Here is a 26,496-nt window from a genome sequence, read left to right as displayed (position 1 = left end):
GTTACTCCGGCGCCTGCTCTCCTTTCTTCTGATCGAGGTACGCCACAACCATGGCAATAAAAATGCTCACGTAGGGCAGCAGCATGCCAATGATAAACCAGCGCCAAAAGGGCCGCCCCTGGGCGATGTAAGTGGTGATGAGCGCGCTGAAAAACGTGAGAACAACGCAGATGATCAGTAACGGAAAGTCAATCATTTCGGAAAAAGAAACCGGCTAGCGCACTTTGCCGCGCTTCACCAGGTAAGCGTACAGCACCCGATCGAAAGGCTCGCGAATATCGACGGGTACAAAATCGATGCGGTATTGGCCGCAGCGCTCGGCCAGTTCCTGCGTAAACCGCTGCATGGCGGCGCGGTACTGCTCGCGCACTTGCGCCGGGCTCAGCTTTACCCGCTCGCCGGTTTCTACGTCCTCGAACACGTAGGGGCGCTCGGCAAACTCAAAATCGGCTTCGGTGGCGCGGTCCATCACATGGAACAGCAGCACCTCGTGGTGCTGGTGGCGCAGGTGCTGCAGCGCGGCCAGCGTGTCGGCTTGGTTTTGCTGGCTGCGCCCAAGCATATCCGAGAAGATGATGACGAGCGAACGTTTGGGGATTTGCTGCGCAATCTGGTGAATCACGCTGGCCACCTCGGTGCCGCCGCGCTCGGTGGGCGCCTGCCGCTCCATTAGCTGTTGCAGCTGCAGCAACAAGGTGTGGCGGTGCGTGCTGGTAGAGCGCACCGGCGTTTGGATTTCCACTTTATCAGAAAACGTAACCAGCCCTACCGCGTCGCGCTGCTTTTGCAGAAGCGTAGCCAACGCAGCCGCGCACAACACCGAAAAATGCAGCTTGTCGTTGCTCGGCCGCGGGTAGTACATCGACGACGACACGTCGAGCAAGATGTGGCAGCGCAGGTTGGTTTCTTCCTCGTAGCGCTTCACGAAGAGTTTATCGGTGCGGGCCAGCACTTTCCAGTCGAGGTGGCGCGTGCTTTCGCCGGGGTTGTAAAGGCGGTGCTCCGAAAACTCCACCGAAAAGCCGTGGTACGGCGACTGGTGCAAGCCCGTAATAAACCCATCAACCAGCTGACGCGCCAGAAACTCCAGGTTTTCAAACGAGCGAACGGCGGCCAAGTCGAGGGGTTGAGAAGCCATAGCAACGAGGAATACGGGTGCAATGCACTACAGACTGCGAAGGTAACGCGCAAGTTGCCGGGCAAGTGCCGCCAACCGCCGAGCTGCCCCGGAAATGTGTCATGCTCAAAGCCAATAAATTGGCCTTAAACTTGGCTGGACACTGTTTTTTGCAATAAATTTTCATATATAACGCCTAACAGGTAGCTTTAGCCGGAGATTTTTCAATCTTCTCAAAATAACCCAATCAAGTTTCCATTTCTTCATCTTTTAGCTGGACCCCGTGGAAGACCGCTACGAACAGGACGAGATTTATTCCCAGCGCATTAAAGCCGGCAAGCGCACGTATTTCTTCGACGTGAAGGCAACGCGCGGTCAGGACTACTACCTGACGATTACCGAAAGCAAGCGCCGCCTCCGCGACGACGACACTTTCTCCTACGAGAAACACAAGATTTTCCTGTACAAAGAGGATTTCTTGAAATTCGCTGATGCGTTGCAAGACGCCATCGACTACGTGCGCCAGGAGCTGCTCACGCCTGAAGAAGTAGCCGAGCTCGACCGCCCCCGCCCTGCTTTCGAAGACCCTAACCGCTACGACGGCCCTGCCTATACGCCCGACAATTACTAAGCTTTACGGCACCCCTTCTTACGCAACGCGCTTCCGCCGCGGCTCTGGCCTAGGTGGTGGCGCGTTGTTGCATTTGCAGTAGCGCTGGGTGGTACTCGGCGCTGGCGCGGCACGCGCCAAGGCGGAACCGCGCCGCGTGGCTCGTACCGCGCAGTTCCGGATGGTCGTCTTCGCCGACCGCGCCGAGTATCACTCAGCGCTACACCTAGGGCAAAAGTGCTAAGCCCAACCAGCCTTCGTACCTTTGCCCCCGCATTGGGCCCTAGGTCCAATCCAGCACTTAGCAATCAACTTCAGAATCATAGAAAGACATGGGTCTTCGCTGCGGTATCGTCGGGCTGCCTAACGTAGGTAAGTCTACTCTGTTCAACGCGTTGTCGAACGCCAAGGCCGAATCGGCCAATTACCCCTTCTGCACCATCGAGCCCAATGTGGGCGTGGTAACCGTGCCCGATGCGCGCCTGCAAGTGCTGGAGGAAATCGTGAACCCCGAGCGTGTGGTACCCACCATCGTGGAGTTCGTGGACATTGCCGGTCTGGTAAAAGGCGCCTCCAAAGGCGAAGGCCTCGGCAACAAGTTCCTGGCCAACATCCGCGAGGTTGATGCCATCATTCACGTGGTGCGCTGCTTCGATGACCCCAACATCGTGCACGTGGCCGGCGGCGTCGACCCCGTGTTCGACAAAGACGTAATCGACACGGAGCTGCAGCTGAAAGACCTCGAAAGCATCGACAAGAAGCTGCAGAAGTCGGAGCGCTCGGCCAAGAGCGGCGACGCCGTTGCCAAGAAAGAGGTTGCCGCCCTGCAACGCTTCAAGGCGCACCTAGAGGCTGGCAACAACGCCCGCTCGCTCGATGCCTCGGAGGAAGAGTTGGCTGCCGTTGAAGACCTGCAGCTACTTACCATCAAGCCGGTTATCTACGCGGCCAACGTCGACGAGGCCAGCATTCCGGCCGGCGGCAATAAGTACGTAGACGCCCTGCGCACGCACATTGCCAACGAAAACGCCCAGGTAGTGGTGATTTCGGCCGCCATTGAATCGCAGATTGCCGAGATGGACGACCCCGAGGAAAAAGCCATGTTCCTAGGTGAGTACGGCCTCACCGAATCGGGCCTCGATAAGCTCATCCGCGCTTCGTACGACATTCTGAACCTGATTACCTACTTCACCGCGGGCGTGAAGGAAGTACGCGCTTGGACCATTCACCGCGGCGACAAAGCCCCCGCCGCCGCCGGCGTAATTCACTCCGACTTCGAGAAAGGCTTTATCCGCGCCGAGGTGATTAAGCTCGACGACTATGTGCAGTACCGCTCGGAAGCCAAAATCAAAGAAGCCGGCAAAATGGCCGTTGAAGGCAAAGAATACGTGGTGCAGGACGGCGACATCATGCACTTCCGCTTCAACGTGTAATTAGGCTTACCCTAGGTCGTCATGCCGAGCACAGTCGAGGCATCTCGCTAGGTAGTAACTTCAACGCCCCGGCCGGTATTCGGCTGGGGCGTTTTTGCTAGGTGGTTTTATTGGCTTTGAATTTCATCAAGTTAATCAGTAAGCTGATTGCTCCTGTTTAGCAAACCTGACGCGAGCCTTAACTCCTTGGTAGCCCGCCTCACACCAACAAACAAGCACCAGGTATACCCATTAGTTAAGAAAAGAAAAGCAGCTCGGCCATTTTGGCCGGGCTGCTTCGTATGCAACAGACCGCTGAATCCGTAATTTATTTAGCCACTACCTTAAACAACTGCCCAGCCGTCAGCTTATCGGTGGTTTTCATGCCATTCAGAATCGCCATTTCTTCGTAGCGCCTGCTAGGTACTCCGTTGGCCGCCAGCGCCGAAGCTAGGGTTTGGCCGGCTTTGGCCGTTCTGACGCGCACGCGCTCGGGTTGGCGGTTGATTTTGTTGGCATCGGTAAGGCGACGGAAGCCTTGCGCCACGCGCTGGAACGTGGGGCCATAGGAGCTGAAGGTGCTGGGTGCGCTCATGCCCACCAGGGCATAAATGGTTTGGCCATCCTGAATAAGATAGGAAAGCGTACGCGCGGTTATGCCCTGTTGGCCCTGCTGGTTCTGCCCGATTTGGTCGCCTTGCACGGCAATGGCCGGGAAGCTGTTGATGGTGGTGCGCGAAGCCTGGGCATTTTGCAGCTTTAGCTGTTCGGCCAAGGCTTGGGCGGCTTGATCGAGCGAGTTGCCAGGGGCTAGCAGCAGGACTTGCACGGCCTGGCCATTGGGCTCAGCCATCTGAAATTGCTGCGGCGAGTTCTGGGTTTTCCAGCCCTGCGGCACTGGAAACTGAAACTTCAGCTCGGGGTGGTAAAAGGCGCCGCCTTCCACGTAGCCTTGGCGCGGGTCGTCGCCGTAAGCCAGGCCGTCGATCATGCGCAGGTACTGGTCGCGGTTTACGGCCAGCTGGCGGCCGGCTTGCTGCTCGGCCTGCACGGCTAGCTTTTTCACGTTCTGGTAGCGGTCGGCCGAGTTCGGGTGCGACGACAGGAACGTGGGCACCGTGGCGGCGCCGCTGCTTTGCTCGGTGCGCTGCAAGGTCAGGAAGAAATCGGCCATGGAGGCCGGGTCGTAGCCGATTTTGCTGGAGTACTTCACCCCTAGTTTATCCGATTCGTTCTCGTCGTCGCGGCCGTATTTCAGCAGCCCTAGGCCCGCTACCTGCGACAACGGCTGGGCCACCGAAGCCACTCGCCGCGACAGGATTGAACCCAGAATAAGCGCACCGTTGGCAATGGTAGAACGGGTTTGTTGCTTTTGGCCGTGGCGGGCCGTGATGTGGCCGATTTCGTGGCCAAGCACGCCGGCAAACTGCGCCTCGTTGTTGAAGTGCGCCATGATGCCGCGCGTAAAGTACACGTGGCCATCGGGCGTGGCAAAGGCGTTGATAACGGGCGAATCGACAATGGTAAAGCCTTTTACGTCGGCGGGGCGGTCGGACACGCGCCCCATCTGCAGGCCTTTTTCATCGATGTAGCTCTGCAGCTTGGCGTTGTCGAGCAGGCCGAACATGGCCACCACCTGCGGGTCGGGCTGCGCCCCTTGCACAGGCGCGCGGTTGGCCGCAGGCGGCGCGTAAAACGTGGGGCTGGTGGAGCCAGCCAGCGGAAGCAACAAGCCAAGCAAGGCCAGGGGCCGCAGTCGGCGGAGCAATGGGGTATGCATATGCGTGGGAAGTGTCGGGTTGAGGAATATGGTTAGCGGTGCAACTATGCCTGCAACGGCCCAGGTGCGGGCTAAGGTTACGCGCGCCGCCGCGGGCGGGCTGCGCCTAGGTGCCCGCGCCACCGTACAGCCCGGGCACCTAGGCGTTTGCCAATACCGGGCCAATTGGTTTTTGCCGTACTTGCAGGCTGCTCCAGAATTTTATGAACATCCAGCCCATCCTCGATCATTTTCAGCAACTCAGCCCCGAAGAGCAAACCAAGGAAGTGTACGCGCACTTCGGGCTGGCCGTGTACTTTGGCCAGGCCGTGGAGCAGCAGCTGGCCAACATGCTCATTTTCGACAAGTTGTTTCAGGTGAAACCCGAAACACCGGAGCAGTACAGTGCCCTGTTCGAGGAGTACGCTGCGGCCGCTAAGCCCGCCGGCATTCTGGCCATCGAAACCCAAATGGCCTACCAGCTAGCCGATGCCGACCGCGACGAGCTGCAGCAAGTGCTGATGCTGCGCGAGTATCTAGCGGACACCTATTTTAAAGTACACGCCCAGCGATTGCTGCAGCCCGAGCAAAAAGGCCAGCTGGTGGCCGATTTTGCCGACTTTCAGGCCCGGGCCCGGGCGTTGCACAACCGCCTGCAGCAGTACCAGCAGCAATACGTGGAGCGCACCGGCGTCGACGCCGACCTGATGCAGCAAACTTGGGCCACGGTGGTACGCGATATGCAGCGGACGCTGGGGAGTTAGGAGTTAGGAGTTAGGAGTTAGGAGTTAGGAGTTAGGCGTGTATGGCCAGCCGGGCGGCGGGTTGCGTCCCTGCGTTTTTTTCCTGCTGCCAGACACCTAGTACTAAATACTCAGTACCCACTACTCAGTACTCAACACCCCTCCCCTACCTCCTGAACAGCCCGGGTTGGCTTTGGCGTACCTGCGCTCCGTTTACCGTGAGTGGTCGGTAGCCGATAAGCAAATCGGTGCGGGTGCCGGGCGGGCGGTAGTAAACCAGGATGTCGTACTGATTTTGCGTGAGCTGGTAGCTGCCCTCGAAATGGCCGGCGTCGGGTGCAGCGCCGTTGGGCTGACCCACCACGTAGTAGTAATTGTAGTAGCCTTGTTTGAGCAGTGCGCGACCCGTGTAAAGCTGCTGGGCGGCGTTGTAAGTCAGCTTGAAATCGTCTTTTAGTTTCCAGTCGGTGAGGGCGCCAAACACATACACGGGGCCGGGCGCCACGCTGGGGGCGCGCAGCTGAAAGGTTGTCCAGACGTAGTCGGCGTTGGTAGCTCCGTTGCCGTACTCGCGGCTTTCGAACACGCGCTGCCCGTCGGCATCTTCGTATTGCGTGTAGGCACGTTCGGTGCGGGTTTCTTCGGGTAACAGCAGCACCTCGCGCGGCGAGGATTGCGTGTTGAGCTGGGCCACCCCTACGCCCGCCGTGCGCAAGGAACGCAAATCAGCAAACCGAAACTCGTTGAAGGCCGGAAAGGCATTCTCAAAGTTGAAGTATTGGTAATCGAGCTGCTGCTCGGCATCGCGCACAAACGTGGGCCGCAAGTTGTACTTGGCGTTGTCCCAGCGGAAGTTTTGCCGCATTACCACCTTCGTTTCCACGGCCGGGTTCACGAGCGGATAGTTGCCGTATCGGATGGCAAAATCAATTTGCTGCATGGTGTAGCGCGCACTGCCGCCAGGTGCCAGGCCCAACTGCGCCGCCACTTCCACCAGGTTCTCGAACACCAACAAGCGCCGCGACAACAACGGCTGCCGCGTGGTACCGTCTTGCACCACCAGCAAAAAATTACCCGACAGCTTTACCGGCGGAATGGCCAGCCGGTAGTGAAAATACGGCACCTGCGTACCCACCGAGGTGCGGTACTGCGTCAGGTTAAACTCGTTGATTTCGTTGAGGAACTGCAGATCGGTGAGGACGGAAGGTGACCAGTCGGCGTTGCAGTGCACGAGGCGCGCCGTTAGGCGGCGGCTTTGGTTGCCCAGGATGTCGAACTCCAACACCATGCTGCCGCTGCTGGCCAGCGGCACTACCGGCGGGTTGAAAACTTCGGTGGGCTGCCCGGTGCTGGCGTAGCATTGCACGCTTTGCACATCGGGGTCGTAAGTGGCGTCCTCGAAGCGCAATTGCTGGTTGGCCCTAGGTACCTGCACGGCGCTGCCCTGCCCGGGTCGGCCGGCGTTGGGGTCGGTGATGGGCGTACCTAGGGGCACGCAAGCCGCCGAGGCAAGTAGCAGCAGAGAAATGGCAGAGCGACGAAGCATAAGCGAATGTAGCGCGAACTTTAAGTTCGCATATCGTGGCAGCAATTGTTACACATAGCTAAGGGGCCCAGTAGGAATAAGGCCATTGTTGCCATTCAGTAACCAACCCCGCCTTCACTGGATATTGCAGCACGTAAGCAACAATGCGCTGCATTTCGCCTGCGTTGCGCACCACATGGTCGTAGGTTTCGCGTTGCCAAAACTGCCCGGTGCGCTGCAGTATCCGATTGGCTTGCTGGGCAGTGTAGCCTTTCAGATGCTGCAGCGTACGGATCAGCGGCGGTGCATCAGAAGGTAATGCAACCAAAAGGTGCACATGATTCGGCATCAGACAGTAGCAAACCAGCTCGTACGCCCGCGTGTGGTAATGGTGTATTGCTGCCTGCACCACCGCGGCCACGGTGGGTTCGCGCAACCACTGCGGGCCAAAACGGGCCTCGTCAAGTATTGCATCGAACCGGGCGAAATAACGCTTTTGCAAAGCGTAAGTGTGTATGTCGGTTTCTGCGGCCTGCCGGTTCGCCAATTCCTGCTCGGCTTTCAGCTTTTCCAACGCCACTTTGGGCGACGAGCCCGCCAACCGAAACGTCAGAAAAATGGCTTCCCCTGGTGGCAGGCGGTGCGACAGGTTGCGTTCGTAGTAAATCAGCTCAGCCATAAGTAGCGCGAACTTTCAGTTCGCGTATCGTTGAAATATATCCAGCATGGTTCAACGATACGCGAACTGAAAGTTCGCGCTACAGCTTGCCTTCCAGCTCTTCTACCTTTTCGGCCAGCTCGCTCCACTGGTCGTTTACCTTGCCCAACTCCTTCTTCACCTGCTCAAACTTCACCGTAGCGTCCTTCAGCTGAGCGGCATTGTTGTAGATGTTCGGGTCGCCGAGCTGCTTTTCATAGCCGGCCAGCTCCTGCTCCAGCTTGCTCACGCGGGCCTCCACCTCTTGTAATTGTTTGCTAGCTTGTTTCAGCTCGCGTTGGGTTGATTCGCGTTCCGATTGGCTCAGTTCCTTTTTTACCTCTACCGGCTTGGCCTTGGGGGCCGCAGGCGCAGCTAGGCCCAGCTTTTTGGCCTCACGGCTGCGCTCGTCTTGCCACTGTTCGTACTCGTGGTAGGTGCCGGGGTATTCTTTCAGCTGGAAATCCTCGATGTACCAGATTTTGGTGGCCACGTTTTCCACGAAGTAACGGTCGTGGCTGATGACCAGGAAAGTGCCCTCGAACTGCTCCAGCGCCTGAATCAGGATGCCCACCGACTGCATGTCCAAGTGGTTCGTGGGTTCGTCGAGCAACAGGAAGTTGGCTTCCGAAATCAGCGTTTTGGCCAGGGCCACGCGGCTTTTCTCGCCCCCGCTCAGCACCTTGATTTTCTTGAACACCGAGTCGCCGGTGAACAAGAACGAGCCCAACACCGAGCGCAGCTCCATTTCGGTGCGCTTCGAGCCGGCTTGCACCATCTCCTGCAGCACCTCGTTGTCCACGTTCAGGCTTTCGAGCTGGTGCTGCGCGTAAAAGGCCATAATCACGTTGTGGCCCAGTTGGTGCGTGCCCGAGGTGGGTCCTTCCGAGCCCGACACCATGCGCATCAGCGTCGATTTACCTTTGCCGTTGGCCCCGATCAGCGCGATTTTGTCGCCGCGCTCGATGTGCACGTTCGTGTCGCGGAAGATCAGCTTGTCGCCGTACTTCTTCGTGACGTGCTCCATGCGCAGGATGTGGCGGCCGGGCTGCACCGAAAAGCGGAACGAGAAGTTCACCTTGGCCGCTTCGGGCGCTACCGAGTCGATGCGGTCCATTTTGTCGAGCATCTTCTGGCGGCTCTGGGCCTGCTTGGCCTTCGAGGCCTTGGCCTTGAAGCGCTCAATAAACCGCTCGGCCTGCCTAATGGCGGCCTGCTGGTTGTCGTAGGCACCCTGCTGAATTTCGTCGCGCAGGGATTTTTCCTCCATATAAAACGAGTAGTTGCCGGCATAGGGCACCAGCTTGCCGCCCGTCACCTCCACCGTCATGTTGGTGGTGTTGTCGAGGAATTCGCGGTCGTGCGATACGATGATAACGGCGCCTTCGTAATCGGCTAGGTAATTCTCGATCCACTTGATGGAGGGCAAGTCCAAGTGGTTGGTGGGTTCGTCGAGCAGCAGCAGCGAAGGCTCTTGCAACAAGATCTTGGCCAGCATCACGCGCATGCGCCAACCGCCCGAAAACAGCTTCAGCGGCTTCTGCAGCTCCTCGGTGGTAAAGCCCAAACCCTCCAAAATCTCTTCGGTGCGGGCCTGCATGGTGTAGCCACCCAGAGCCTCGAAGCGCTCCTGCAGAGAGGCCAGCTTGTCCACGAGGTCGTCGGTGTAGTTGTTCTCGAACTCGAGCAGCACCTCGTCGATTTTCTTCTGCAGACCTAGGGCTTCCCCGAAAGCTTGCATCGCAACCACCAGGATGGGCTCGTGCGAGTCGTAGCTAAGCAAATCCTGGTTCAGGAAGCCCAGCGTTACGTCTTTGCTCATCGAGATGCTGCCGCCGTCGGGCTTGTACTCGCCCACCAGCAGGCGCAGCAGCGTTGATTTGCCCTGGCCGTTCAGCCCAATAAGGCCGATTTTGTCTTTGGGCTTGATATGCAGGTTGGCGCCGTCGTAAAGCGTACGGGCACCGAAGTGAAAGTCGAGGTCGGAGATGGAAATCATGTAGATACCTTGCAGCGCAGGAACTGCAAAGGTACGGCGTTAAACCCGCTTGCTTATATGTTGCTGCTGGTTTGCACGATTAATGCAGGTCTGCAGGTGCCCAACGGCTGCTTACGTTGGCACCTCGCTGGCTTGTTGAGACCAAAAAACAAGCCGCGCCCCGGACAACGGGGCGCGGCTTGCCAGTAAGCACACAAGAGTGCTACTCGTTCGATGTATCGGGGCGCGGGCCGCTGCCGTAGCGCGGATCGTCGTCGGCCCAGGCCTCGCGCTGCTCGTCGTACGAGGCGTTTTGGGCTGCGGCTACGCCCTCGGGGTCTTGGTTTTGCTCCACGTGGCCGGGCTGCTGGGCCGGGTCGGTTTGGCGGCTCTCCTGGGAGTAGTCCTCGGTGGAAGACGCGCCGGGCTTGCGAAACTCGCTGAATTCGTCGGGGTTGTCGTTTGAGCCGTCGTTGGCGCGTCGGGCGCCGTGCTTCGGGGTTTCGTCGTTGGGTTGGTGCGGAAAGTTGGGCGTGGTGGGCATGTTGCCGAAGGTTAAGTGTTGAAGGGATGCGCAGCAGGCCCGGTGAATAATACAGGCCCGCCGCTGCTGCTTATACGTGCGTTGGGCAAGCTGGTCGATAACCGCAGCCGGGCCTGCTCAGCGGCGATACTTGCCAAAGGCGCCAAGCACGCACGCTAATATGAGTCCGCTGGGGGGTGCTTGCCGAGCTTAGTTTTTAACTATCAGCAACATACCGTAAACCGAGCAATTGCATTATGAGAAATAATTCAGTTAAAGCCCGACAGGTATAAACCTTACGCCTGCGGGCATTTCTGGCGGTTTGGGTAGCTCGCTCTTCGATTCGTCTAAACCGATGAGTTACTATATAGTTAATCTTTGTTGTGATTTTACAACTAGCTGTTTGTACTGTTTTGATATTATTAGACAAATGCCTCACTTAGGGCAATCAAAATCTCAAGCTAAGAGCATGAAAAACAGCCTATTCAACGTAACCGCTATTGCCTCGACCTGCCTAGGTCTGCTATTTACTACCAGCTGCAATAAGCACGAGGTAGCCCCAGTTGCTGGCGATGCTACCGCGCAAGCCAGCAACGCTGCCGCGGCGTCGGGTGCTTCGGCCTTTGTGCGGAGGGCACACCAATACATCATCATCTCGGCCTCGGATAAACTGCCCGCCGGCCTCGAAGGCAAAACGGCTGCGGCCAACGGTCGGCTTACGGCGCAGCTCCCGGCCATTGGGCTGGCTACCGCTACCTCCACCGACCCGGGTTTTGCCGCCAAAGCCGCCAAAATCGAAGGCGTGCGCTCGGTTATCCACGATTTCAGCTACCAAGGCTACAACCCCCAGCCGCGCACCCTCGATGCTACCGCTGCCAACGGCGCGGCCCTAGGTAGTGCCAACCCCTTTTACGCCCTGCAATGGGGTTTCGAGGCCATGCAAGTGCCGCAGGCCTGGGCCACGGGTGCCCGTGGGCAAAAGGTACGCGTGGCGGTGCTCGACGGCGGCTTCGACCTGCAGCACCCCGATTTGCAGAACAACATCATAGCCAGTGAATCGTTTGTGCCCACCGAGCCCGCGCAGTTTATGGGCATGGGTTTCAGCCACGGCACCCACACGGCCGGCACCGTTGCCGCCCTCGACAACAACCTAGGCGTGGTGGGCGTAGCGCCCGAGGCCAAGCTGATATTGGCGAAGGTGCTCAACGACAACGGCACCGGCTCGTTTTCGTGGATGATTAAGGGCATTTACTACGCCGTGGCGCAGGAAGCCGACGTTATCAACCTGAGCTTGGGGGCGGCCATTCCGCGCAGCAGCCGCTACCTCGACGACAACGGCACCCCCGACAACCCCGCCGACGACGTGCTGGTAAACGAAACCCGCGAAATTCAGGAGCTGCTGGTGGCCATTGGCAAGGCTACCACCTACGCCCGCCAGCAAGGCGTAACGGTAATTGCCGCCGCCGGCAACGACGCCAACGACGGCAACCACGACGGCAACCTCGTGAACGTGCCGGCTACCTCGCCAGGCGTCATTTCCATTTCGGCAACCGGGCCCATGGGCTGGGCGAACGACAAACCCGGCACCAGCCTCGACCGCATGGCTTCCTACACCAACTACGGCACTGCCGACGTAACCTTTGCCGCCCCCGGCGGCGACTTTGTTTACCCCACCAACGAGTTGGTAAACTTTCGGGGCTTCCGCTCGAACGTGTGGGCTTTTGATATGGTGCTGAGCACCAACCGCGCCGGCGGCTACACGTGGTCGGCGGGCACGAGCATGGCGGCGCCGCACGCGGCGGGCGTGGCGGCCCTCATCATTGGGAAGCACAACGGCCAGCTGGCACCCGCCCAGGTAGAGGCCGCCTTGCGAGCCTCGGCCGACGACCTAGGCAAGCCCGGCCGCGATCCGTACTACGGCTACGGCCGCCTCAACGCCCTACGCGCCGTATCGCAGCTGCAGTAAGCGGTTTTTATCGGGCCGGAAATGCTTTATGCCGCCCGGGCAGCTTTGCTGCCCGGGCGGTTTTGGCGTTGGGGCACCCGCGTGCCAGAGGCCGGTTGTTGCCACAACCCCGTCAATTTGCAACAAGCGCCGCGGCTATACCCCGCATTGTTGGATATTTGCCGCCGATACCCTTCCTCTGTCTTAGCTGCACGTTGCCGCACAATGTGCGCTTTTCAAGGCGCTGATCTATGGCCAACTCCCCTACCCAATTGCCCCCGGGCGTATCGGGTGCAAGCATCCACCAACCGGATCGGCCCGCAGCGGCAGCGGGGTGGCGGCGGCTGTTGCCCCATGCCCACTGGCTGTTGCTGCTGCCGCTGCTCCTCGACCTAGGGTACTCGTACGTGCAGCACCTCAACGTACCGCACGACGGCGACATGGCCTCGCACGTGCTGCCGCGCGAAAACATCCGCTGGGTGCTGCAAGACCCCTTTGCCCTGAAAGTGCTGCTCGAAAACCAGTACTACAGCGGCCCTAACCGGTATTTCGCTTTCGCTACGCTGTATCACTACATGCGCAACGTGCCCTTGTGGCTGCAGGCGTTTGTCGATCCGATTTACAGCACTTACATGGCTTGCGCCATGGCCAAAACCTTTGTGCAGGCCTTGCTGATTGCCCTGCTGGCCTACTACGCCAGCGAGCGGTTTGCGCCCACGGCCCGCGGGCTGCTGATTGCGGCCTTGCTGTGCACGCCTTTTTTCCAGACCGCCGGCTTCCACGACGACATCGGCATCATCGACCGGTCAATCACCTACACCATTTTCTACGCCTTGCCGCTGGGCATGCTGCTGGTGTACTTTCTGCCGTTTTACCGGCAGTTTCTGGCCGTGCGGCGCACGCCCGTATCGGCGGTGTGGCAAGTGGTGCTGCCGTTTTTGGCGGTGGTACTGGCTTTGCACGGCCCCCTTATTCCGGCAGTGGCGGGGCTGCTGAGCAGCGCCTTGCTTAGTTACTTGTGGCTGAGCCGTTTTCGGGAGCTGCGCGGCGCAGGCCAAGCCCTTGCGGCCAGTGCCTGGCAGGCCGTAAAAGCCATGCCGTGGGGCGTGGTGGCGCAGTTTGGGTTTCTGATTTTGCTTTGTGCCTACTCCTTGTACATCGGCACCCACAACGCCGAAAACGTAACCACTTACACCTTGGCCCAACGCTACGAGAAGCTGTGGCAGGGCATTCCTAATGTGCTGGGCAACTCGTGGGCTTTTCCGCTGCTGCTGCTTGCGGCTTTGCTCAATGTAGTGCTGGTGGCAGTGCGCTTCCGCACCCGCCACGACGCCGGGGCCGGCCGAATTCTGAAAGCGGCGCAATGGCTGCTGGCGCTGTCGGTGCTGTACCTGGTGCTGCTGCCCCTGGGCGGTTACCGCGAAGTGCGCCCGTTTATCATGCGCCGCGACACCATCATGCCGGTTACGCTATGCCTGGTATACCTATTCGCTACCTCGGGCCTTTACTTGCTGTACCGGCTGCCCAACAAGCTTAAGTTTGGCTACCTCACGCTGGTGGTGGCGCTTGCGTGGTTTTACTCGGCCCACGACCGCTCCAACCTGCTCGAAAACAACTGCGAGGTAGCGGCCATGCGCACCATTGCCGCATCGCCCGAACCAACGGTGCACCTCGAGGCCGACTGCTCCATCATGAACTGGGGCACCATCACCGACCCGCGCTTTTCCGAGGAGCAAGGCAAGATGCTGCACTACTGGAACATCACCCGCGTCGAGAAACGGTTTTACCACTAGCGCCACCTAGGCAAGTGCATTTTTCTGTGCGCCGACCTAGGTGCCAAAGCCGGTGGCGCCTGTCCAACGGCCGCGCCGCCTAGGCCAGGTTCGTCCAGTTAGGGCCGCCGGGCAGGCCGGCAGGGTCGGCGCGCACCACGGGCGTAGCGGCCGTAACGGTGCCGGCGGCGTTGCGGTAACGCACCACGTACTCAGGCGCAGCCTGGGGGTCAATCGGGGCTTTGTCGAGGTAGGGGCTGCAAGCGTTTTGCGCCACGCACTGCCATTGCTGGTTGCGGCAGCGGCGGTACACGTAGGCGTAATTGCCGGGGGTTATTTCGAAATCGAGGCGGCGGCCCGCCGGTACTAAATGAAGGTGCAAGTGGTTAGCGAATGCAGGTTGCATAACGGCAGTTCATGCCAAATGTAAAACGATGGGGCTAGCGGTGCTGGCTGCCAGCTGCTGTACGAAAACAACGGCTGCTTGGCCAACCAACTGCTTCCTCAAACGGCAACGCCCGCGGCATCGATCCTTGATTTACACGGATTTGGCGCCTCGGCAATTGCTGATTTTTTGTTGGCCGCACTACGTAATCCACCCGCCGCCGGCACGTGCCAGGACCACCGGCTTGGGTTTTTACCTAGGGCCGCGGTGGCGGCTGCGCCCGCCGGGGCCTTAGGTGGTTGGCGCTGCCCACAACTCTAGGAGCGCGTTGCGGGTACACTGATGGTTTTCTCCCCCAACGCCATGGTCGATTTTGCGCTGCTCTTTGGCCCCCTCGCTCAGCACAGCCAAGTGGTTTACTACTGCTACGATGTACATGCGCAGCGCGTGGCCTACGTGAGCCAAGCCTACGAAACCGTGTTCGGCGGCAACCCCGCACGCATCAACGAGGAGCTGCCGGGGCTAAAAGCCAACCTGCACCCCGACGACTTGGAGTTTTTGGACGAACAGCTGCGGCGGGTGCTCGGCGGCCAGTCAATGGAAGACGCGGAGCTACGCCTGAAGTACCCCAACGGCCGCCGCCAGTGGGTGTGCTTTACGGCGGTGCGCGCGGCGGGGCCCGGCAACCAATTTTACATCAGCGGTACCGTGCGCGACATCACCCAGTCGAAGCAGTACATGGACAACGCGCACAAGTTCAACGCCAAAAAGAACGCCACGCTCGAAATCCTGTCGCACGATTTGTCGGGCCCGCTGGTGGTGGCCCAGCAGTTGGCCGAGCACATAGCCCAGCAATCGGCCGGGTACCACGACGAAGCCCTAAACGAGCTCGTTCGGCTGCTGCACGAAACCTGCAAAGACAGTGTCGATCTGATCCGCGACTTCGTGGATCAGGAATTTCTGGAATCGGTGAATGTGGTGCTGAAGCGCGAACGGCTGGACATGGTGGCCTGGGCGCAAACCGTGGTGGTGGAGTACCAGCGCTCGGCCCAGAAGCTGAACAAGCACTTTCATTTCGAGGCCCCGCCCGAGCCCATTTACGTCAGCTGCGATAAGAACAAGTTTGAGCAGGTGCTCAACAACCTGATTTCCAACGCCATCAAATTCACGCACGACGGCGGCAACATTGCGGTTCGCGTCGAGCCGTTGCCGGGCGGGGCGTGCATCAGCGTAACCGACGACGGCATTGGCATACCGGCCGCGCTGCAGCCCGTGTTGTTCGATAAGTTTACCAAAGCCCGCCGGCCGGGCCTGCGCGGCGAAAAAACCACGGGCTTGGGCATGTCCGTTATCAAAACCATCGTGGACTTGCACCACGGCCGCATCACCTTCGAAAGCACTGAAAACAAGGGCTCTGCGTTTCGCATCGAGCTGCCGGCCGCCCCGCCCACGCCCGACGGAGCCTAACCCCCAACAACGCCAAAGCCGGCTGCCACCTGCTAGCAGATGACAGCCGGCTTTGGCCAGGCAGCGCAGCAGGTTAGGCCGCGAGCGGCACGGCTCCCTGCCCCTCCTTGCGCTTGATGCGCACGATGCGGAGCTTGTCCAAGGTCCAGATAACGGGGTAAGTAGGGTCCAGTTCCCACCACTTCACGCCGAAGTTGACGCGCAGCGGTAGTTTGTGGTGGTTGTTCTGAAACAGCTCGCCGCCGGTCAGGAAATCGAAGAACAGCGAGTTGCGCGACTTGTCGTGGTTGTCGAAGTTCTGGTAGCCGTACTTATGGCCGCCCCAATTCACGATGGCGCCGTGCACGGCCCCCATGGCGAAATGGATAGGCAGCAGCAGGTATTGCCACCAGGCCGTGGCAAAGGCCACGTAAAACAGCACGTACACCACGCCCCAGCCCACGCGGGTGTACCACTTGTTGCCGAACTCCTCGAGGGCCAGCCACACGGGGTAGTCGCCGCCGGCAAAGCGGTGCGCGTTGGGGTGTTCGTCCTTCAACACCTCCTGGTAGGCGGTGCGGGTTTTCCACATCATGCCGAAGGCGTTGGTGGAGTTATGCGGCGAGTGCGGGTCCTTTTCGGTATCGGAGTAGGCGTGGTGCATGCGGTGCAGCACCGCGTAGCCCCGCGGCGACATAAAGCTGGAACCCTGCGTCAGGAACGTGAACACAAAGAAAAACCGCTCCCACAGCGGGTGCATGCTAAACATGCGGTGCGCCGCGTAGCGGTGCTGAAAAAACGACTGCGCAAACAGCGACAGGTACCAATGCGCAAAAAAAGCAACCCAGATAATCATGGCGGCAAACGGTAAAAGGTGCGTGAATACAGGCCGTTGAAAAGAAACCTGGGCGCCTTAGGGGGGTAGGTCCGCTTGCTTCGGTTCGGTATCTGCTTTCGAAACTTACGCAACAACCCCGACATTGACCGCGCCCTAGGTGCGCGGCCGGGGCGTGGGTTGCCGGCACCTCACAACCCGTTGGCTCGGGGTTTGGTGCCGCCCGCGGCGGCGGGTAGCACTTGGTGCCAGGGCCGGGCAAGCCTAGGTCAAACTTTTTTGGCGACGACAGGGTGCTGCCCGCGGGCCCTGGTCAGCCCCCTTACCCGGCCGGCAAACCCTTGCCGAAAGCCAAATTCGGCTGCTCGTAATAGCATGACTCTCTGTTTGAAAAGCAAACAAAAACCCGGCAGCATGCAATACTTTAATCTTGCACAATCAGCAAAATAGGAAGGCCTTTATTGGCATTTACAAAACCCGGTAACCGTTAAGCTGCGATTTTGTTAAAAATTTTTCTGTCGAGCTAAAACCGCGGTGGTAGGCACGTGCGTACATCTGCGCACAACCAACTCTTACCGCTTTCCCTATGAAAAAAACTTTACTCGGTGTGTTGCTCTGGATGGGCAGCACCGGGGCCTTCGCTCAAGCCTACCTCGACACGCACCTGCAACCCCTGCTTACCAACCCCCTCGATTTGCATCAGGTGGTGGTAACTTTTAAAGGCAATACCGCCCCTACCCTAGCCAACAAACTGGCCCTGCAGCAGCTGGGCATTGTACAGGGCGTAACCATGCGGGCCTTGCCGGTGGCGGGCGTGCTGGCTACCACCGCCCAAATTAACCGCCTTGCCCAGGACCCCAACGTGGTGTCCATCTACCTGAACCGTTCGCTGGTGCGCGACAACGACGGCGCCACTGCCCTAACGGGTGCGCAGCGCGCGCGCCTCGAGCCCTTGTTTACGCAGCGCAACGGCGGCCTGCCGGTGTCGGGCAAGGGCATTGGGGTGGTAGTAAACGACTCAGGCATCGACGGCACGCACCCCGACCACACCCTAGGTAAAAACCTGAAGCAGAACGTACTGGGCACCACCAACCTGAAAGCCCAAAATGCGCTGCTGCCCATTACCTACCTCGAAAACATACCCAACACCGACCAAACCGGCGGCCACGGCACGCACGTAGCCGGTATTGTGGGCGCAACGGGTGCGGCCTCCAACGGCAAGCACGCCGGCGTAGCCCCCGGCGCCGACCTCATCGGCTACGGCACGGGCGCTGGCTTGTTTATTCTGGATGTGGTGGGCGCCTTCGACTACGCGCTGGTAAATCAATTCCAGTACAACATCCGGGTTATCACCAACTCGTTCGGCACCACCTCCGACATTGCCACCGAGCCGAACCCGAACGACCCCATTACCATTGCCACCAAGCGCTGCGTCGACCGCAACATTGTGGTAGTATTTTCGGCAGGTAACTCGGGCGCGGGCTCGGGCACCATTACCGGCAACTACAAAAAGGCGCCGTGGGTAATTACGGTGGCCAACTCCGACAAAGCCGGCGTGCTGGCTCCTTCGTCGTCGCGCGGCCGCAAGGGCGTGGGCGGCACGGTAACCATCGACGGGCAAACCCTGCCGTGGCGCGACGAGCCGACCGTAACGGCCCCCGGCACCGACATCATCTCGACGCGTGCTGTGTCGCCGATTGGCGTGCTGAGCACCCAGCAGGACGTTGAAAACCTGGAGCCTGCGCACGTGCCCTTCTACACGCACCTCACGGGTACCTCCATGTCGGCGCCGCACGTGGCCGGCATTGTGGCCCTGATGCTGGACGCCAACCCCAACCTGACGCCGGCCGAGGTAAAAAGCATTCTGGAGCAAACCGCTACCAACCTGCCCAACCGCGAGTCGTGGGAAATTGGCCATGGCATGGCCAATGCCTACGCCGCCGTCGACCGCGCTTTCCGCGCTGCCGGCTACGGCCCTTCGGTAAACGCCAAGCGCACGTTCAACAGCAACGTAAACTCGGCCGTAACCAGCTCGCCGTTCACCATCAACTTTAACCCGGCCACCACGGCCAGCAACAGCCAAACGTTTGCGGTACCGGCCGGCACCTCGTCGCTGGAAGCCAGCTGCAAAGTAACCGGCCTGCTGGGCGAAACCGGCAACCCCGTAAACCTGGTGCTGCTCTCGCCTTCGGGCAAGCGCTACGCCTCGGGCATTTCGGTGCTGTTTGCTACCAGCCCCGGCCGCGCCGTGGCCGTGGCCAGCCCCGAAGCCGGCACCTGGACGGTGCGCCTCGAAGGCCTGCAGGGCGCCGCGCTGCCCGAAACGGTGTCGGGCTCCATTGCCCTGAACAAAGCCCTAGGTTCGACGGGCCTTTCCGACGCCGCGGGGCACCCGGCCGAGGCCTCAATTCAGCTGGCCGTCAGCAAACGCCTGATGGACGGCCTGAGCAACGGCTTTAAGCCCGAGCAAGACCTGAGCCGCATTCAGCTGGCCGACTACCTGCTGATGGGCCAGGCCGTGCGCCAATACCTGCCCGTGAGCGGTGCCAACTCGTTCGGCGACGTATCGGGCGTGCAGGCGCTGCTGGCCGAATCGGTAACGGCGCGTGGTGCCGCCCTACGCGACCGTAACCACGTGCAGAACGGCGTGATGCTGCCGGTGTCGCAGGGTGTGTTTGCGCCGAACGCCACCGTTACGCGGGCTAGCCTGGCCTACTCGCTGGTGCAAAGCCTAGGTTTGCAAAACAAGGCGCAGCAGGCCACCGGCCCCGTAACCGTTGAGGTTAACGGCCAGCGCATTGCCATTGATGACGCCGCGCAAATCCCGGCCGGGCTCGAGGGCTACGTGCAAGTCGCGCTCGACATGAACATCATCAACGCCTACTACAGCGTGATGCAAGGCCCCTACGATTTGCAACCCACGCTGCACGCCACCTTTAAGCCGCAGCAGAAAGTGAAGCGGGCCGATTTTGCCGTAATCGTGACGCGCACCCACGATCAGTGGAACGCTGCCCCCGCCGATGCCGCCGCCAGCACCGCCTCGGCCACGGCTAGCCGCGCCACCACCGAAACCGTTCCGGCCGTTGATGCCCCGGTGTACGCTGCTCCCAACCCCTTTGCGCAGCGCACGGTGTTCACGTACCAGCTGGCCGAAGCCGCCCCCGTACGCCTGGAGGTGTACGACGTGATGGGCCGCAAAGTGGAAACCGTGGTGAATGCCCAGCAGGGCGCTGGCTTCCATCAGCACACCTTCGATGGGGCTAAGCTGCCCGCCGGCACGTACCTCTACAAGCTCTCGACGGGCGCCAAAACCCAGAGCGGCCGCCTTGTGTTGACGCGCTAAGCGCCGCCACTGCAAACCAGCCAAAGGCCCGGAACGCGTGTTCCGGGCCTTTGCTTTTTCTGCCCCTAGGTGCTGCCAGCCGCTGAGCTGCTTGGCACCTAGGGCCGAGCCACGCTACATTTCGCTAATCTCCTCGGCCATTTTGCTGGGCACGCCTACGCTGTTGAGCAAGCCGCTATTGAGGCCCTGCAGCCACACCGAAAACACGCCGTAGTGCAAGTTGCGGTCGGAGCGAATTTTGCCGGGCTCCAGGGGCTTGCCTTTGCCGCGCGGGTTGTCGTCGCGCACCACCAGCACGTTGCTCGCCTTCGATACCACTTTAGTAAGCAGCTTCTGCCGATCGGGGCCGCCGCCGCGGCGGCTTAGCAAATCCACCTTCAGGTTGGAGTAGTGGGCCCACATGGTGCCGGTTACCTCGCGGCGGTTTACCAGCAACTTGGCTCGCAGGCTGTGCAACTGCCCCCGCTCGAAGCGCGCAAAGCGGGTGGGCTCGGTTACGGGGTTCAGCAACGCAAACGCCGCCGGGGCAAAGGTGCCCTCCACGCGGTGCGTGCCGTTGGCATCGAGCAGCGGCAGCCAGGCCTTGGCTTGCATGCGGCATTTGCCCCCTAGGTAGGCCGTGGCCTGCAGCACGGCGGGGCTGCTGGCACGCATGCGTTTGGGGTCGTTGCTGATGTTGGTACCCACGCCGCTCAGGCGGGTAATAGTAAAATGCCCCGGCCGCAACGCCCGCTTGCCCGTGAAGGTGAAGCGCATATCGAAGCTGCGCACCCGCAGCGTACGCACATCCAACCGGAATGGCAGCTTGCCCACGTTCTCGGGCGTTACCACCGACAAGTTGGGGTTGATGGGGTATTTGGAGTTGCTGATGATGTGCATGCGGGGGTTGCGCAGCTCCAGTTCCTGCATCAGCACGGCTTTGTGCCGCGCGAGGGCCCCAAAATCGAAGCCCCGCACGCGCAACTCGGGCAACCGAAACGTGAGGTGCGAAGCCTGGTGGCCTTTGCGACGGGCCATGGCGTCGGGTTCCATGGTGGGCTGAACAAGCAAGCCGGTGATGCGCAGTTGCCGCTCGCGGGTACTCAGCCCTAGGTGCTCGGTGCTGAGGCGGTAGTAAGGGGCATCGAGGCGGAGCTGGGCCCGGCCGGTGCGCACTTGCCAGTTGCGGGCGTACAGCACCCGCTGGGCATCCTGCGCCGCCACCGAATCGATGCGGATGTTGGTGCCCACGATATTCAAGTCGCGCACTTCGGGCTGCATCGATACCCGCGTGATGCGCAGCCGGCTTTGCCCTAGGTGCACATGGCCCAGCTGCACCCGCCGCAGGTAGGGCGCCAGCATTTTGTGGAGCGGCGGGGGCGGCGTAGCGGGGGCGGCCAAGTGCAAGCGCATCGCCACCAGGCGCAGCGTACCGGCTTGCAGCACGCGGCGCGGCAACAGCTTAGGCTGCAGCCCGCTCAGCCGCACCTTTGGCAGCCACAAATTGGCTTGCGTGCTGCCCGGCTTTGCTTGCTTATCGGCCACGGGCACCACCCGCAACGAATCGAGCTGAAGCTCCCGCTGCCTGCTGCTGAAGCGCGCTGCACCTAGGCGCACGTAGTGCCCGGGTGCTTTTATTGCCATGCCGTTAGCCGTCAGCTCAAAAGCCGCAGCGTAACCGAGGCGGGTTGTATCGGAAGCCCCGCCGCGGCTAATCAGGATATCCTGCGCCACCAAGTTGCCCTGCCGCAGTTGGGTGCGCTCCTGCCCGCGCTGCCCCGAAGCTACGCGCACATCGCGCAGCGTAAACAGCCCGATACGGATGCCCGGCACGCGCTTGGGCAACTGCTCGTGCAGGGGCTGGCTGCCGCCGGGGTTGGTGGGCGTGCCAAGCACCCGCGCCCGCACGGTTTCGATCAGCACTGTATCCACGGCCACCAGTTCGCCCTTCAGCAAAGCGCCCAGGCTTACGCCGCCCACCCGGGCGTGGTCGACGGTGAGCAGCAGCCAAGGCGCTGGCTGCCCGGCTTTTGGTTGATGGTTTGGCCAGCCCGCGGGCCGCACCCACACGTTGCGCAGCGTAAGCGAACCTTGGCGCAAGTTGGTGCGCAGGGCCCCGATGCGCAGCTCGTACTGGCCGTTGGTTTTGCGGGCTACTTGCTCTTGCAGCGTCCGGCGCAGCCAAGGGTCGAGCATGTTCAGGCCGATGGCCACCAGCCCTAGCAGCAGCAGCAGCACGCCCCCTACCCACCACAGCCAACGCCGCAAGCGGCGCGGCTGGGCATTGGCCGCCGTGTGGGCGTGGTTGGCAGGCGCTTTTGGCATGGGCGTTTGGAGCGGTTGAGCAGTGCGTAAACGAAAAACCCGCGGCGGCGGCCGATGTTGGGCGGCGTTGCCCGGCGGCCGTATACCTTAGCGCCGTTATCCCTCACCCCACTGCAATTGCTTATGTCAGCTCCCGATGCGCTGGCGGCCGGCCTGTTGGCCACCGTTCGCCACAGCTTTCAGTCGTACAAGGCACTTGCCGATAAGGCTTTGGCGCAGCTTACGCCCGAGCAGTGGCTGTGGCGCCCGGGGCCCGAGTCGAACAGCGCGGCCGTGCTGGTGCAGCACCTCGTGGGCAACCTTCGCTCGCGCTTTACCGATTTCTGGACCGCCGACGGCGAAAAGCCCGACCGCCACCGCGGCCAGGAGTTTGAGGAGCCCACGTCGGCCCAGGCCGTAGCGCACTTGCAGCAGCAGTGGCAGCAAGCCTGGCCGGTGTTGTGGGCCGTGCTCGACCACCTGGAGCAGCACCCCGCCGATTGGCTGCGCACCGTGTACATCAGGCAAGAGCCCTACACCGCCCTAGGTGCCTTGCAGCGGCAAATAACCCACTACGCCTACCACACCGGCCAGCTGGTGCAGCTGGCCAAGCAAATCCGGGGCGAGGAGTGGCACACCCTCAGCATTCCGCGCGGGCAAAGCGAGCAGTTTAACGCCCAAATGCGCCAACAAGCCAATCCCGGCCTTAACCTTCAGCGCCCTTCGGCAGTTTAAGCCCGGCATATGCTAGCAATTACTTCCCTGCTGAATCCGCAGAACGCCTCGCTAATCAACGGCATCATTCAGAGCCTGGAAGATGAGTTCGGCCTCGACGACGTGCAGGACACCCCCGACCCGCACATTACCTACCTGCTGGCCGGCGTAAGCAAGCACGAGTCGCTGAAAGCCGTGCTGGAGGACGTGGCCGCTACCACGGCCCCGTTCGAGGCTTTCACCACGGGCCTGGGGCTGTTTCCGGGGCCCAATCCGGTTATCTACATTCCGGTGCTGCGCTCCGAGGAGCTCAACCGCCTGCACACCCGCCTGCTGGGCGCCACCGCGCCGCTGTGCCTGCGCACCGACAAGTTCAGCACGCCCGAGCTGTGGCTGCCCCACATTTCGCTGGCCCTTCACGATACCACGCCCGAGCTGCTAGGCCCCGTGCTGCAGTACCTCAACGAGCAAACCTACAACCTCAAGCTACGCATCAGCAACCTCGCCATTTTGCGGCAAGAAGGCGACCTTTTTATCCCGGAAGAAGTGTATCCGCTGGAAGGCTAGTTGCCGGTTGCCAGTCAGCTGTTAGCTGTCTATGGCCGACCTAGGGCGCAGGTTTCAGGCGGCCTTGTTTGTCCTTTTTTCTGTGCTCACAACCCACTGCTCGGTACTAAATACTGAGTACTCAGTACTCAATACAATCTCCCCAATACCAACTACCCAGTACCAAATACCCTCCTTACCTTTACCGCCTCACCAATTTGCTATCTATGACCTCTGCCTACTCCATCGTACTGCTGCTGCACTCTTGGTCGCGCTGGCTTGTGCTGATTTTTGGTTTGATAGCGCTGTTCCGTGCCCTGTCGGGCTGGCTCGGCCGCAAACCTTACACCGGCGCCGACAACGGCATGGGCGCTGCCTTTATCGGCTCGATGCACCTACAGCTACTGCTGGGCCTGATTCTGTACTTTGCCCTGAGCCCCTTCGGCGTGAAGGGCATGGAGGCCGCCGGCGGCATGGGCGCCGTAATGAAAGACCCCGCCGCCCGTTTCTGGGGCGTCGAGCACATCACCACCATGATTTTGGCTGTGGTGTTTGCCCAAATCGGCCGCTCGCTTTCCAAAAAGCCCGCCGACGACGTAACCAAGCACCGCCGCGCCGCCATTTACTTCGGCATTGCGTTGCTGCTGGTGCTGCTCATGATTCCGTGGGGCATCTGGAACCCGGCCCGACCGCTGTTCCGCTTCTAACCCTAGGTCGGTTACAACACCAAGCGCCTGCCCCATTGCTGGGGCAGGCGCTTGTACTTTGGGCCCTAGGTGGTTTAAGCAGGTGGGGCGGGTGGCAGGCCTGGCAGGCGGATGGTGCGGGCGTCAGCAACGATTGTCAACCACCCCAGCGGCGGTAAACCGCCGCGTCCCCTCCTCAGCTGAGGAGGGGAGCTTCGTTCTTTACTTAGTGGTTGTGGCTGCCGGCTTGGTTGCTGATGCCGAACTGCCGCACCTCCCCTTTCTCCCAGGCATCGGCGCCGGGCAGCACGGGCGGGGCTTGTATGTCGGCGCGCCGTTGGCGGTTTTCCTGGCTCGAAACCCCTAGGCGCCGGTCGCGGCGGCCAATCATGGCGGTATCGGCCTGGCCATCCTTCGTAAAACCCATCATCAGCTGCGGGCCGCCGTAGGGCAGTTCCTTGTCTTTATCGGTGTGCCAGGTGTGCAGGGTTTTGCCGTAAGTGCTCACGATTTGCTCCATCAGCTCGTGCTCGGCCACGGCGGGGATGCCCGGCGCCACCAGCGTGCCCGATTTCACCTCGTAGCTGTGGCTGTGCCAAAGTTTTTTCTCTTCGGTGGGCAGCTTCTCAAACAACCTCCGCGACACGATGTACTCGATGCCCATGATTTTTGCGCCTGCTCCGTTACCGTCGTAAATCACGCACTGCGTTACGTCTTCGTTAAGCTTTTGGCAGAAGTGGTGCGCCTCCATTTGCTCGTTCATGCGGCCGCTGTAAAAGTGAAAGCCGTCGAGGTACATGTCGAGCTGGCGCAGCGGGGCCTTGCCTTGCAGCACATCGGCGCCGGCCTCCAGCACCTTGGTTTTCACCGATTTTTCGGCGCCGGGCGCTTGCACCGGCGACTTCGTGTTTTGGTCGCCGCAGGCTGTCAGCAGCAACGGCAAGCCGGCCACAACGGCCCGGCAGCAGCGGATAACTATTTTCATATAGCACGCTCTTGTGGGTGGTTACGCTCATTTGCTTACGTACCACCTAGGCGCGCGTTAGGCGAGGCTTTTAAGTCTCGGGTAATTTTCTATTATTCAATGCTTAAGCCCTGCACCTTTCCGCATGCACACAACCACTACCCTGTCCGCTGCGCCCAACCACACGGCCGTTGCGCCCGCCGAGGCGCCGCCCCACCATGCAGCTTGCCTGAATTGCGGCACCGCGCTTGCCGACCGGTACTGCGCGCACTGCGGGCAAGACGCCCACCACGCGCACCGCTTTACGCTCCGCTCGCTGCTGTTTCACGATCTGCCGCACTCCATCTGGCACGTCGACAAGGGCGTTGGCTACACCCTACGCCAGATGCTAACGCGGCCCGGCGCCACCCTGCACGAGTACATGGCCGGCCGGCGGGCCCAGCACTTCCGGCCCATCACCTATTTGCTACTGATTACCGCCGTGAGCATGCTGCTGCTCTCGGCAGTGGGCATAAACCCCGTACCAGCTGCCCAACAAGCCGAAATGCCGCGGCTGATACAACTCATAATGGAGCGCTACATGCAGCTCTATGCCAAGTACCCCACGCTGATTTACTTGATCATTCTGCCCGCCAACGCGGCGCTGGCCGTATGGCTGCTGCGGCCTTCAAAATTCAACTTTGCAGAGATGCTGCTATGCCAGGCATTCGTATCCGGCACCACCACCATCATCTCTACCGTGTTTATGATTCCGCTGCTGCTGCTGATACGCTATTTTCCGGCGCTGCAGCCCTGGATGATGCTTACCATGTTGCCCTACATGGCTTATTCTGCGTGGGTGTTCCGCCAACTGCTCGAGCCAGCCCGCATGCCTGCGGAGGATAAATGGGTGCGCAGCATTGGCACCGTGGTGCTGCAAACCGTGGTGCTAGTGGTGAGCCTGATATTAGTGCAAATAGCCATCATGTTCTCGCTCATTCGCCAAGACCCCAGCCTGCTCGAAGACTTCCGGCAGAAAACGGCTCCCAAACCACGCTCCGGGCAAGCGGCACCGGTTCGATAGGCTTTAAGGCCATCCTATCTTGGTAGGGCAGCTGATTTAAACCAATGGTTTGTGAATCCTAACTTCTGTGTCAGCTAGGTCTTGTGAATTGCTTGTCCTATCAGAATCCTGTCATCACAGTAGCACCACAAAAAAGCCCGCTGCGGAAGC

The 26,496-nt window shown here is 60.5% G+C and carries 22 protein-coding genes; 11 read left to right on the top strand and 11 right to left on the bottom strand.

The window, feature by feature from the left end:
- Position 1 precedes the first annotated feature (1 nt).
- Both D3Y59_RS01740 and D3Y59_RS01735 read right to left on the bottom strand, forming a co-directional pair.
- Positions 2-196: a hypothetical protein gene (locus D3Y59_RS01740; protein ID WP_119443469.1), complete on the bottom strand. Its 195-nt coding sequence runs from the start codon at positions 194-196 to the stop codon at positions 2-4.
- Positions 197-214: 18 nt separating this feature from the next.
- Entirely contained in the window at positions 215-1,138 is a 924-nt protein-coding gene (locus D3Y59_RS01735) for a DUF58 domain-containing protein (protein ID WP_119443468.1), read from the bottom strand.
- 262 nt (positions 1,139-1,400) lie between these two features.
- On the opposite strand from D3Y59_RS01735, the gene D3Y59_RS01730 reads away from it, so the two are divergent.
- Together D3Y59_RS01730 and ychF are read left to right on the top strand one after the other, a co-directional pair.
- Positions 1,401-1,748 carry a DUF3276 family protein gene (locus D3Y59_RS01730; protein WP_059069793.1) on the top strand — a complete coding sequence of 116 codons (348 nt, stop codon included), beginning with the start codon at positions 1,401-1,403 and terminating at the stop codon, positions 1,746-1,748.
- A gap of 311 nt (positions 1,749-2,059) precedes the next feature.
- Positions 2,060-3,160 carry a redox-regulated ATPase YchF gene (gene ychF / locus D3Y59_RS01725; protein ID WP_119443467.1) on the top strand — a complete coding sequence of 367 codons (1,101 nt, stop codon included), beginning with the start codon at positions 2,060-2,062 and terminating at the stop codon, positions 3,158-3,160.
- A gap of 307 nt (positions 3,161-3,467) precedes the next feature.
- Here ychF and D3Y59_RS01720 read toward each other — a convergent pair whose 3' ends face one another.
- Positions 3,468-4,919, bottom strand: coding sequence for a M48 family metalloprotease (locus tag D3Y59_RS01720; RefSeq protein WP_119443466.1), 1,452 nt, complete (start codon positions 4,917-4,919; stop codon positions 3,468-3,470).
- A gap of 203 nt (positions 4,920-5,122) precedes the next feature.
- On the opposite strand from D3Y59_RS01720, the gene D3Y59_RS01715 reads away from it, so the two are divergent.
- A complete protein-coding gene (locus tag D3Y59_RS01715; protein ID WP_119443465.1) occupies positions 5,123-5,662 on the top strand; it encodes a hypothetical protein in 540 nt (179 codons plus the stop codon).
- Positions 5,663-5,807: 145 nt separating this feature from the next.
- On the opposite strand, the gene D3Y59_RS01710 is transcribed toward D3Y59_RS01715, so the two are convergent.
- The 4 genes from D3Y59_RS01710 to D3Y59_RS01695 form a co-directional block, all read right to left on the bottom strand.
- Complete coding sequence (locus D3Y59_RS01710; protein ID WP_119443464.1) at positions 5,808-7,187, bottom strand: type IX secretion system plug protein; 1,380 nt, start codon at positions 7,185-7,187, stop codon at positions 5,808-5,810.
- 58 nt (positions 7,188-7,245) lie between these two features.
- Positions 7,246-7,845 carry an REP-associated tyrosine transposase gene (locus D3Y59_RS01705; protein ID WP_119443463.1) on the bottom strand — a complete coding sequence of 200 codons (600 nt, stop codon included), beginning with the start codon at positions 7,843-7,845 and terminating at the stop codon, positions 7,246-7,248.
- 79 nt (positions 7,846-7,924) lie between these two features.
- Positions 7,925-9,862, bottom strand: coding sequence for an ABC-F family ATP-binding cassette domain-containing protein (locus D3Y59_RS01700; RefSeq protein WP_119443462.1), 1,938 nt, complete (start codon positions 9,860-9,862; stop codon positions 7,925-7,927).
- 202 nt (positions 9,863-10,064) lie between these two features.
- Positions 10,065-10,385, bottom strand: coding sequence for a hypothetical protein (locus D3Y59_RS01695; protein WP_119443461.1), 321 nt, complete (start codon positions 10,383-10,385; stop codon positions 10,065-10,067).
- A gap of 448 nt (positions 10,386-10,833) precedes the next feature.
- Between D3Y59_RS01695 and D3Y59_RS01690 the strand changes: the two genes are divergently transcribed.
- Positions 10,834-12,330: a S8 family peptidase gene (locus D3Y59_RS01690; protein WP_240410472.1), complete on the top strand. Its 1,497-nt coding sequence runs from the start codon at positions 10,834-10,836 to the stop codon at positions 12,328-12,330.
- Positions 12,331-12,560: 230 nt separating this feature from the next.
- Positions 12,561-14,102, top strand: coding sequence for a hypothetical protein (locus D3Y59_RS01685; RefSeq protein WP_162910471.1), 1,542 nt, complete (start codon positions 12,561-12,563; stop codon positions 14,100-14,102).
- A 79-nt stretch (positions 14,103-14,181) separates the two neighbouring features.
- Here D3Y59_RS01685 and D3Y59_RS01680 read toward each other — a convergent pair whose 3' ends face one another.
- Complete coding sequence (locus D3Y59_RS01680) at positions 14,182-14,463, bottom strand: hypothetical protein (protein ID WP_162910470.1); 282 nt, start codon at positions 14,461-14,463, stop codon at positions 14,182-14,184.
- 345 nt (positions 14,464-14,808) lie between these two features.
- Between D3Y59_RS01680 and D3Y59_RS01675 the strand changes: the two genes are divergently transcribed.
- Positions 14,809-15,933, top strand: coding sequence for a sensor histidine kinase (locus tag D3Y59_RS01675; protein ID WP_119443458.1), 1,125 nt, complete (start codon positions 14,809-14,811; stop codon positions 15,931-15,933).
- A 73-nt stretch (positions 15,934-16,006) separates the two neighbouring features.
- Here the strand turns inward: D3Y59_RS01675 and D3Y59_RS01670 are convergent, their stop codons facing one another.
- The gene (locus D3Y59_RS01670; RefSeq protein ID WP_119443457.1) at positions 16,007-16,768 is read right to left on the bottom strand and encodes an acyl-CoA desaturase; all 762 of its coding nucleotides are present in this window, start codon (positions 16,766-16,768) and stop codon (positions 16,007-16,009) included.
- Positions 16,769-17,333: 565 nt separating this feature from the next.
- On the opposite strand from D3Y59_RS01670, the gene D3Y59_RS01665 reads away from it, so the two are divergent.
- Complete coding sequence (locus D3Y59_RS01665) at positions 17,334-20,090, top strand: S8 family peptidase (RefSeq protein ID WP_119443456.1); 2,757 nt, start codon at positions 17,334-17,336, stop codon at positions 20,088-20,090.
- A gap of 114 nt (positions 20,091-20,204) precedes the next feature.
- On the opposite strand, the gene D3Y59_RS01660 is transcribed toward D3Y59_RS01665, so the two are convergent.
- Entirely contained in the window at positions 20,205-22,394 is a 2,190-nt protein-coding gene (locus D3Y59_RS01660) for an AsmA family protein (RefSeq protein WP_119443455.1), read from the bottom strand.
- 123 nt (positions 22,395-22,517) lie between these two features.
- On the opposite strand from D3Y59_RS01660, the gene D3Y59_RS01655 reads away from it, so the two are divergent.
- The 3 genes from D3Y59_RS01655 (at position 22,518) to D3Y59_RS01645 (ending at position 24,340) form a co-directional block, all read left to right on the top strand.
- On the top strand, positions 22,518-23,108 hold the full coding sequence (locus D3Y59_RS01655; protein ID WP_119443454.1) for a DinB family protein: 591 nt from the start codon (positions 22,518-22,520) through the stop codon (positions 23,106-23,108).
- 9 nt (positions 23,109-23,117) lie between these two features.
- The gene (locus D3Y59_RS01650; RefSeq protein ID WP_119443453.1) at positions 23,118-23,654 is read left to right on the top strand and encodes a 2'-5' RNA ligase family protein; all 537 of its coding nucleotides are present in this window, start codon (positions 23,118-23,120) and stop codon (positions 23,652-23,654) included.
- Positions 23,655-23,860: 206 nt separating this feature from the next.
- Positions 23,861-24,340: a hypothetical protein gene (locus D3Y59_RS01645; protein ID WP_119443452.1), complete on the top strand. Its 480-nt coding sequence runs from the start codon at positions 23,861-23,863 to the stop codon at positions 24,338-24,340.
- A gap of 205 nt (positions 24,341-24,545) precedes the next feature.
- Here the strand turns inward: D3Y59_RS01645 and D3Y59_RS01640 are convergent, their stop codons facing one another.
- Complete coding sequence (locus D3Y59_RS01640; RefSeq protein ID WP_119443451.1) at positions 24,546-25,304, bottom strand: OBAP family protein; 759 nt, start codon at positions 25,302-25,304, stop codon at positions 24,546-24,548.
- 124 nt (positions 25,305-25,428) lie between these two features.
- Here D3Y59_RS01640 and D3Y59_RS01635 point away from each other — a divergent pair, with 124 nt between their 5' ends.
- Positions 25,429-26,346, top strand: a complete 918-nt coding sequence (locus tag D3Y59_RS01635) for a DUF3667 domain-containing protein (RefSeq protein ID WP_119443450.1) — start codon at positions 25,429-25,431, stop codon at positions 26,344-26,346.
- The last annotated feature ends 150 nt before the right edge of the window (positions 26,347-26,496 follow it).

It is taken from the genome of Hymenobacter oligotrophus (assembly GCF_003574965.1).
GTDB lineage: Bacteria > Bacteroidota > Bacteroidia > Cytophagales > Hymenobacteraceae > Solirubrum > Solirubrum oligotrophum.
This window is presented reverse-complemented; position numbering and strand designations above follow the sequence as displayed.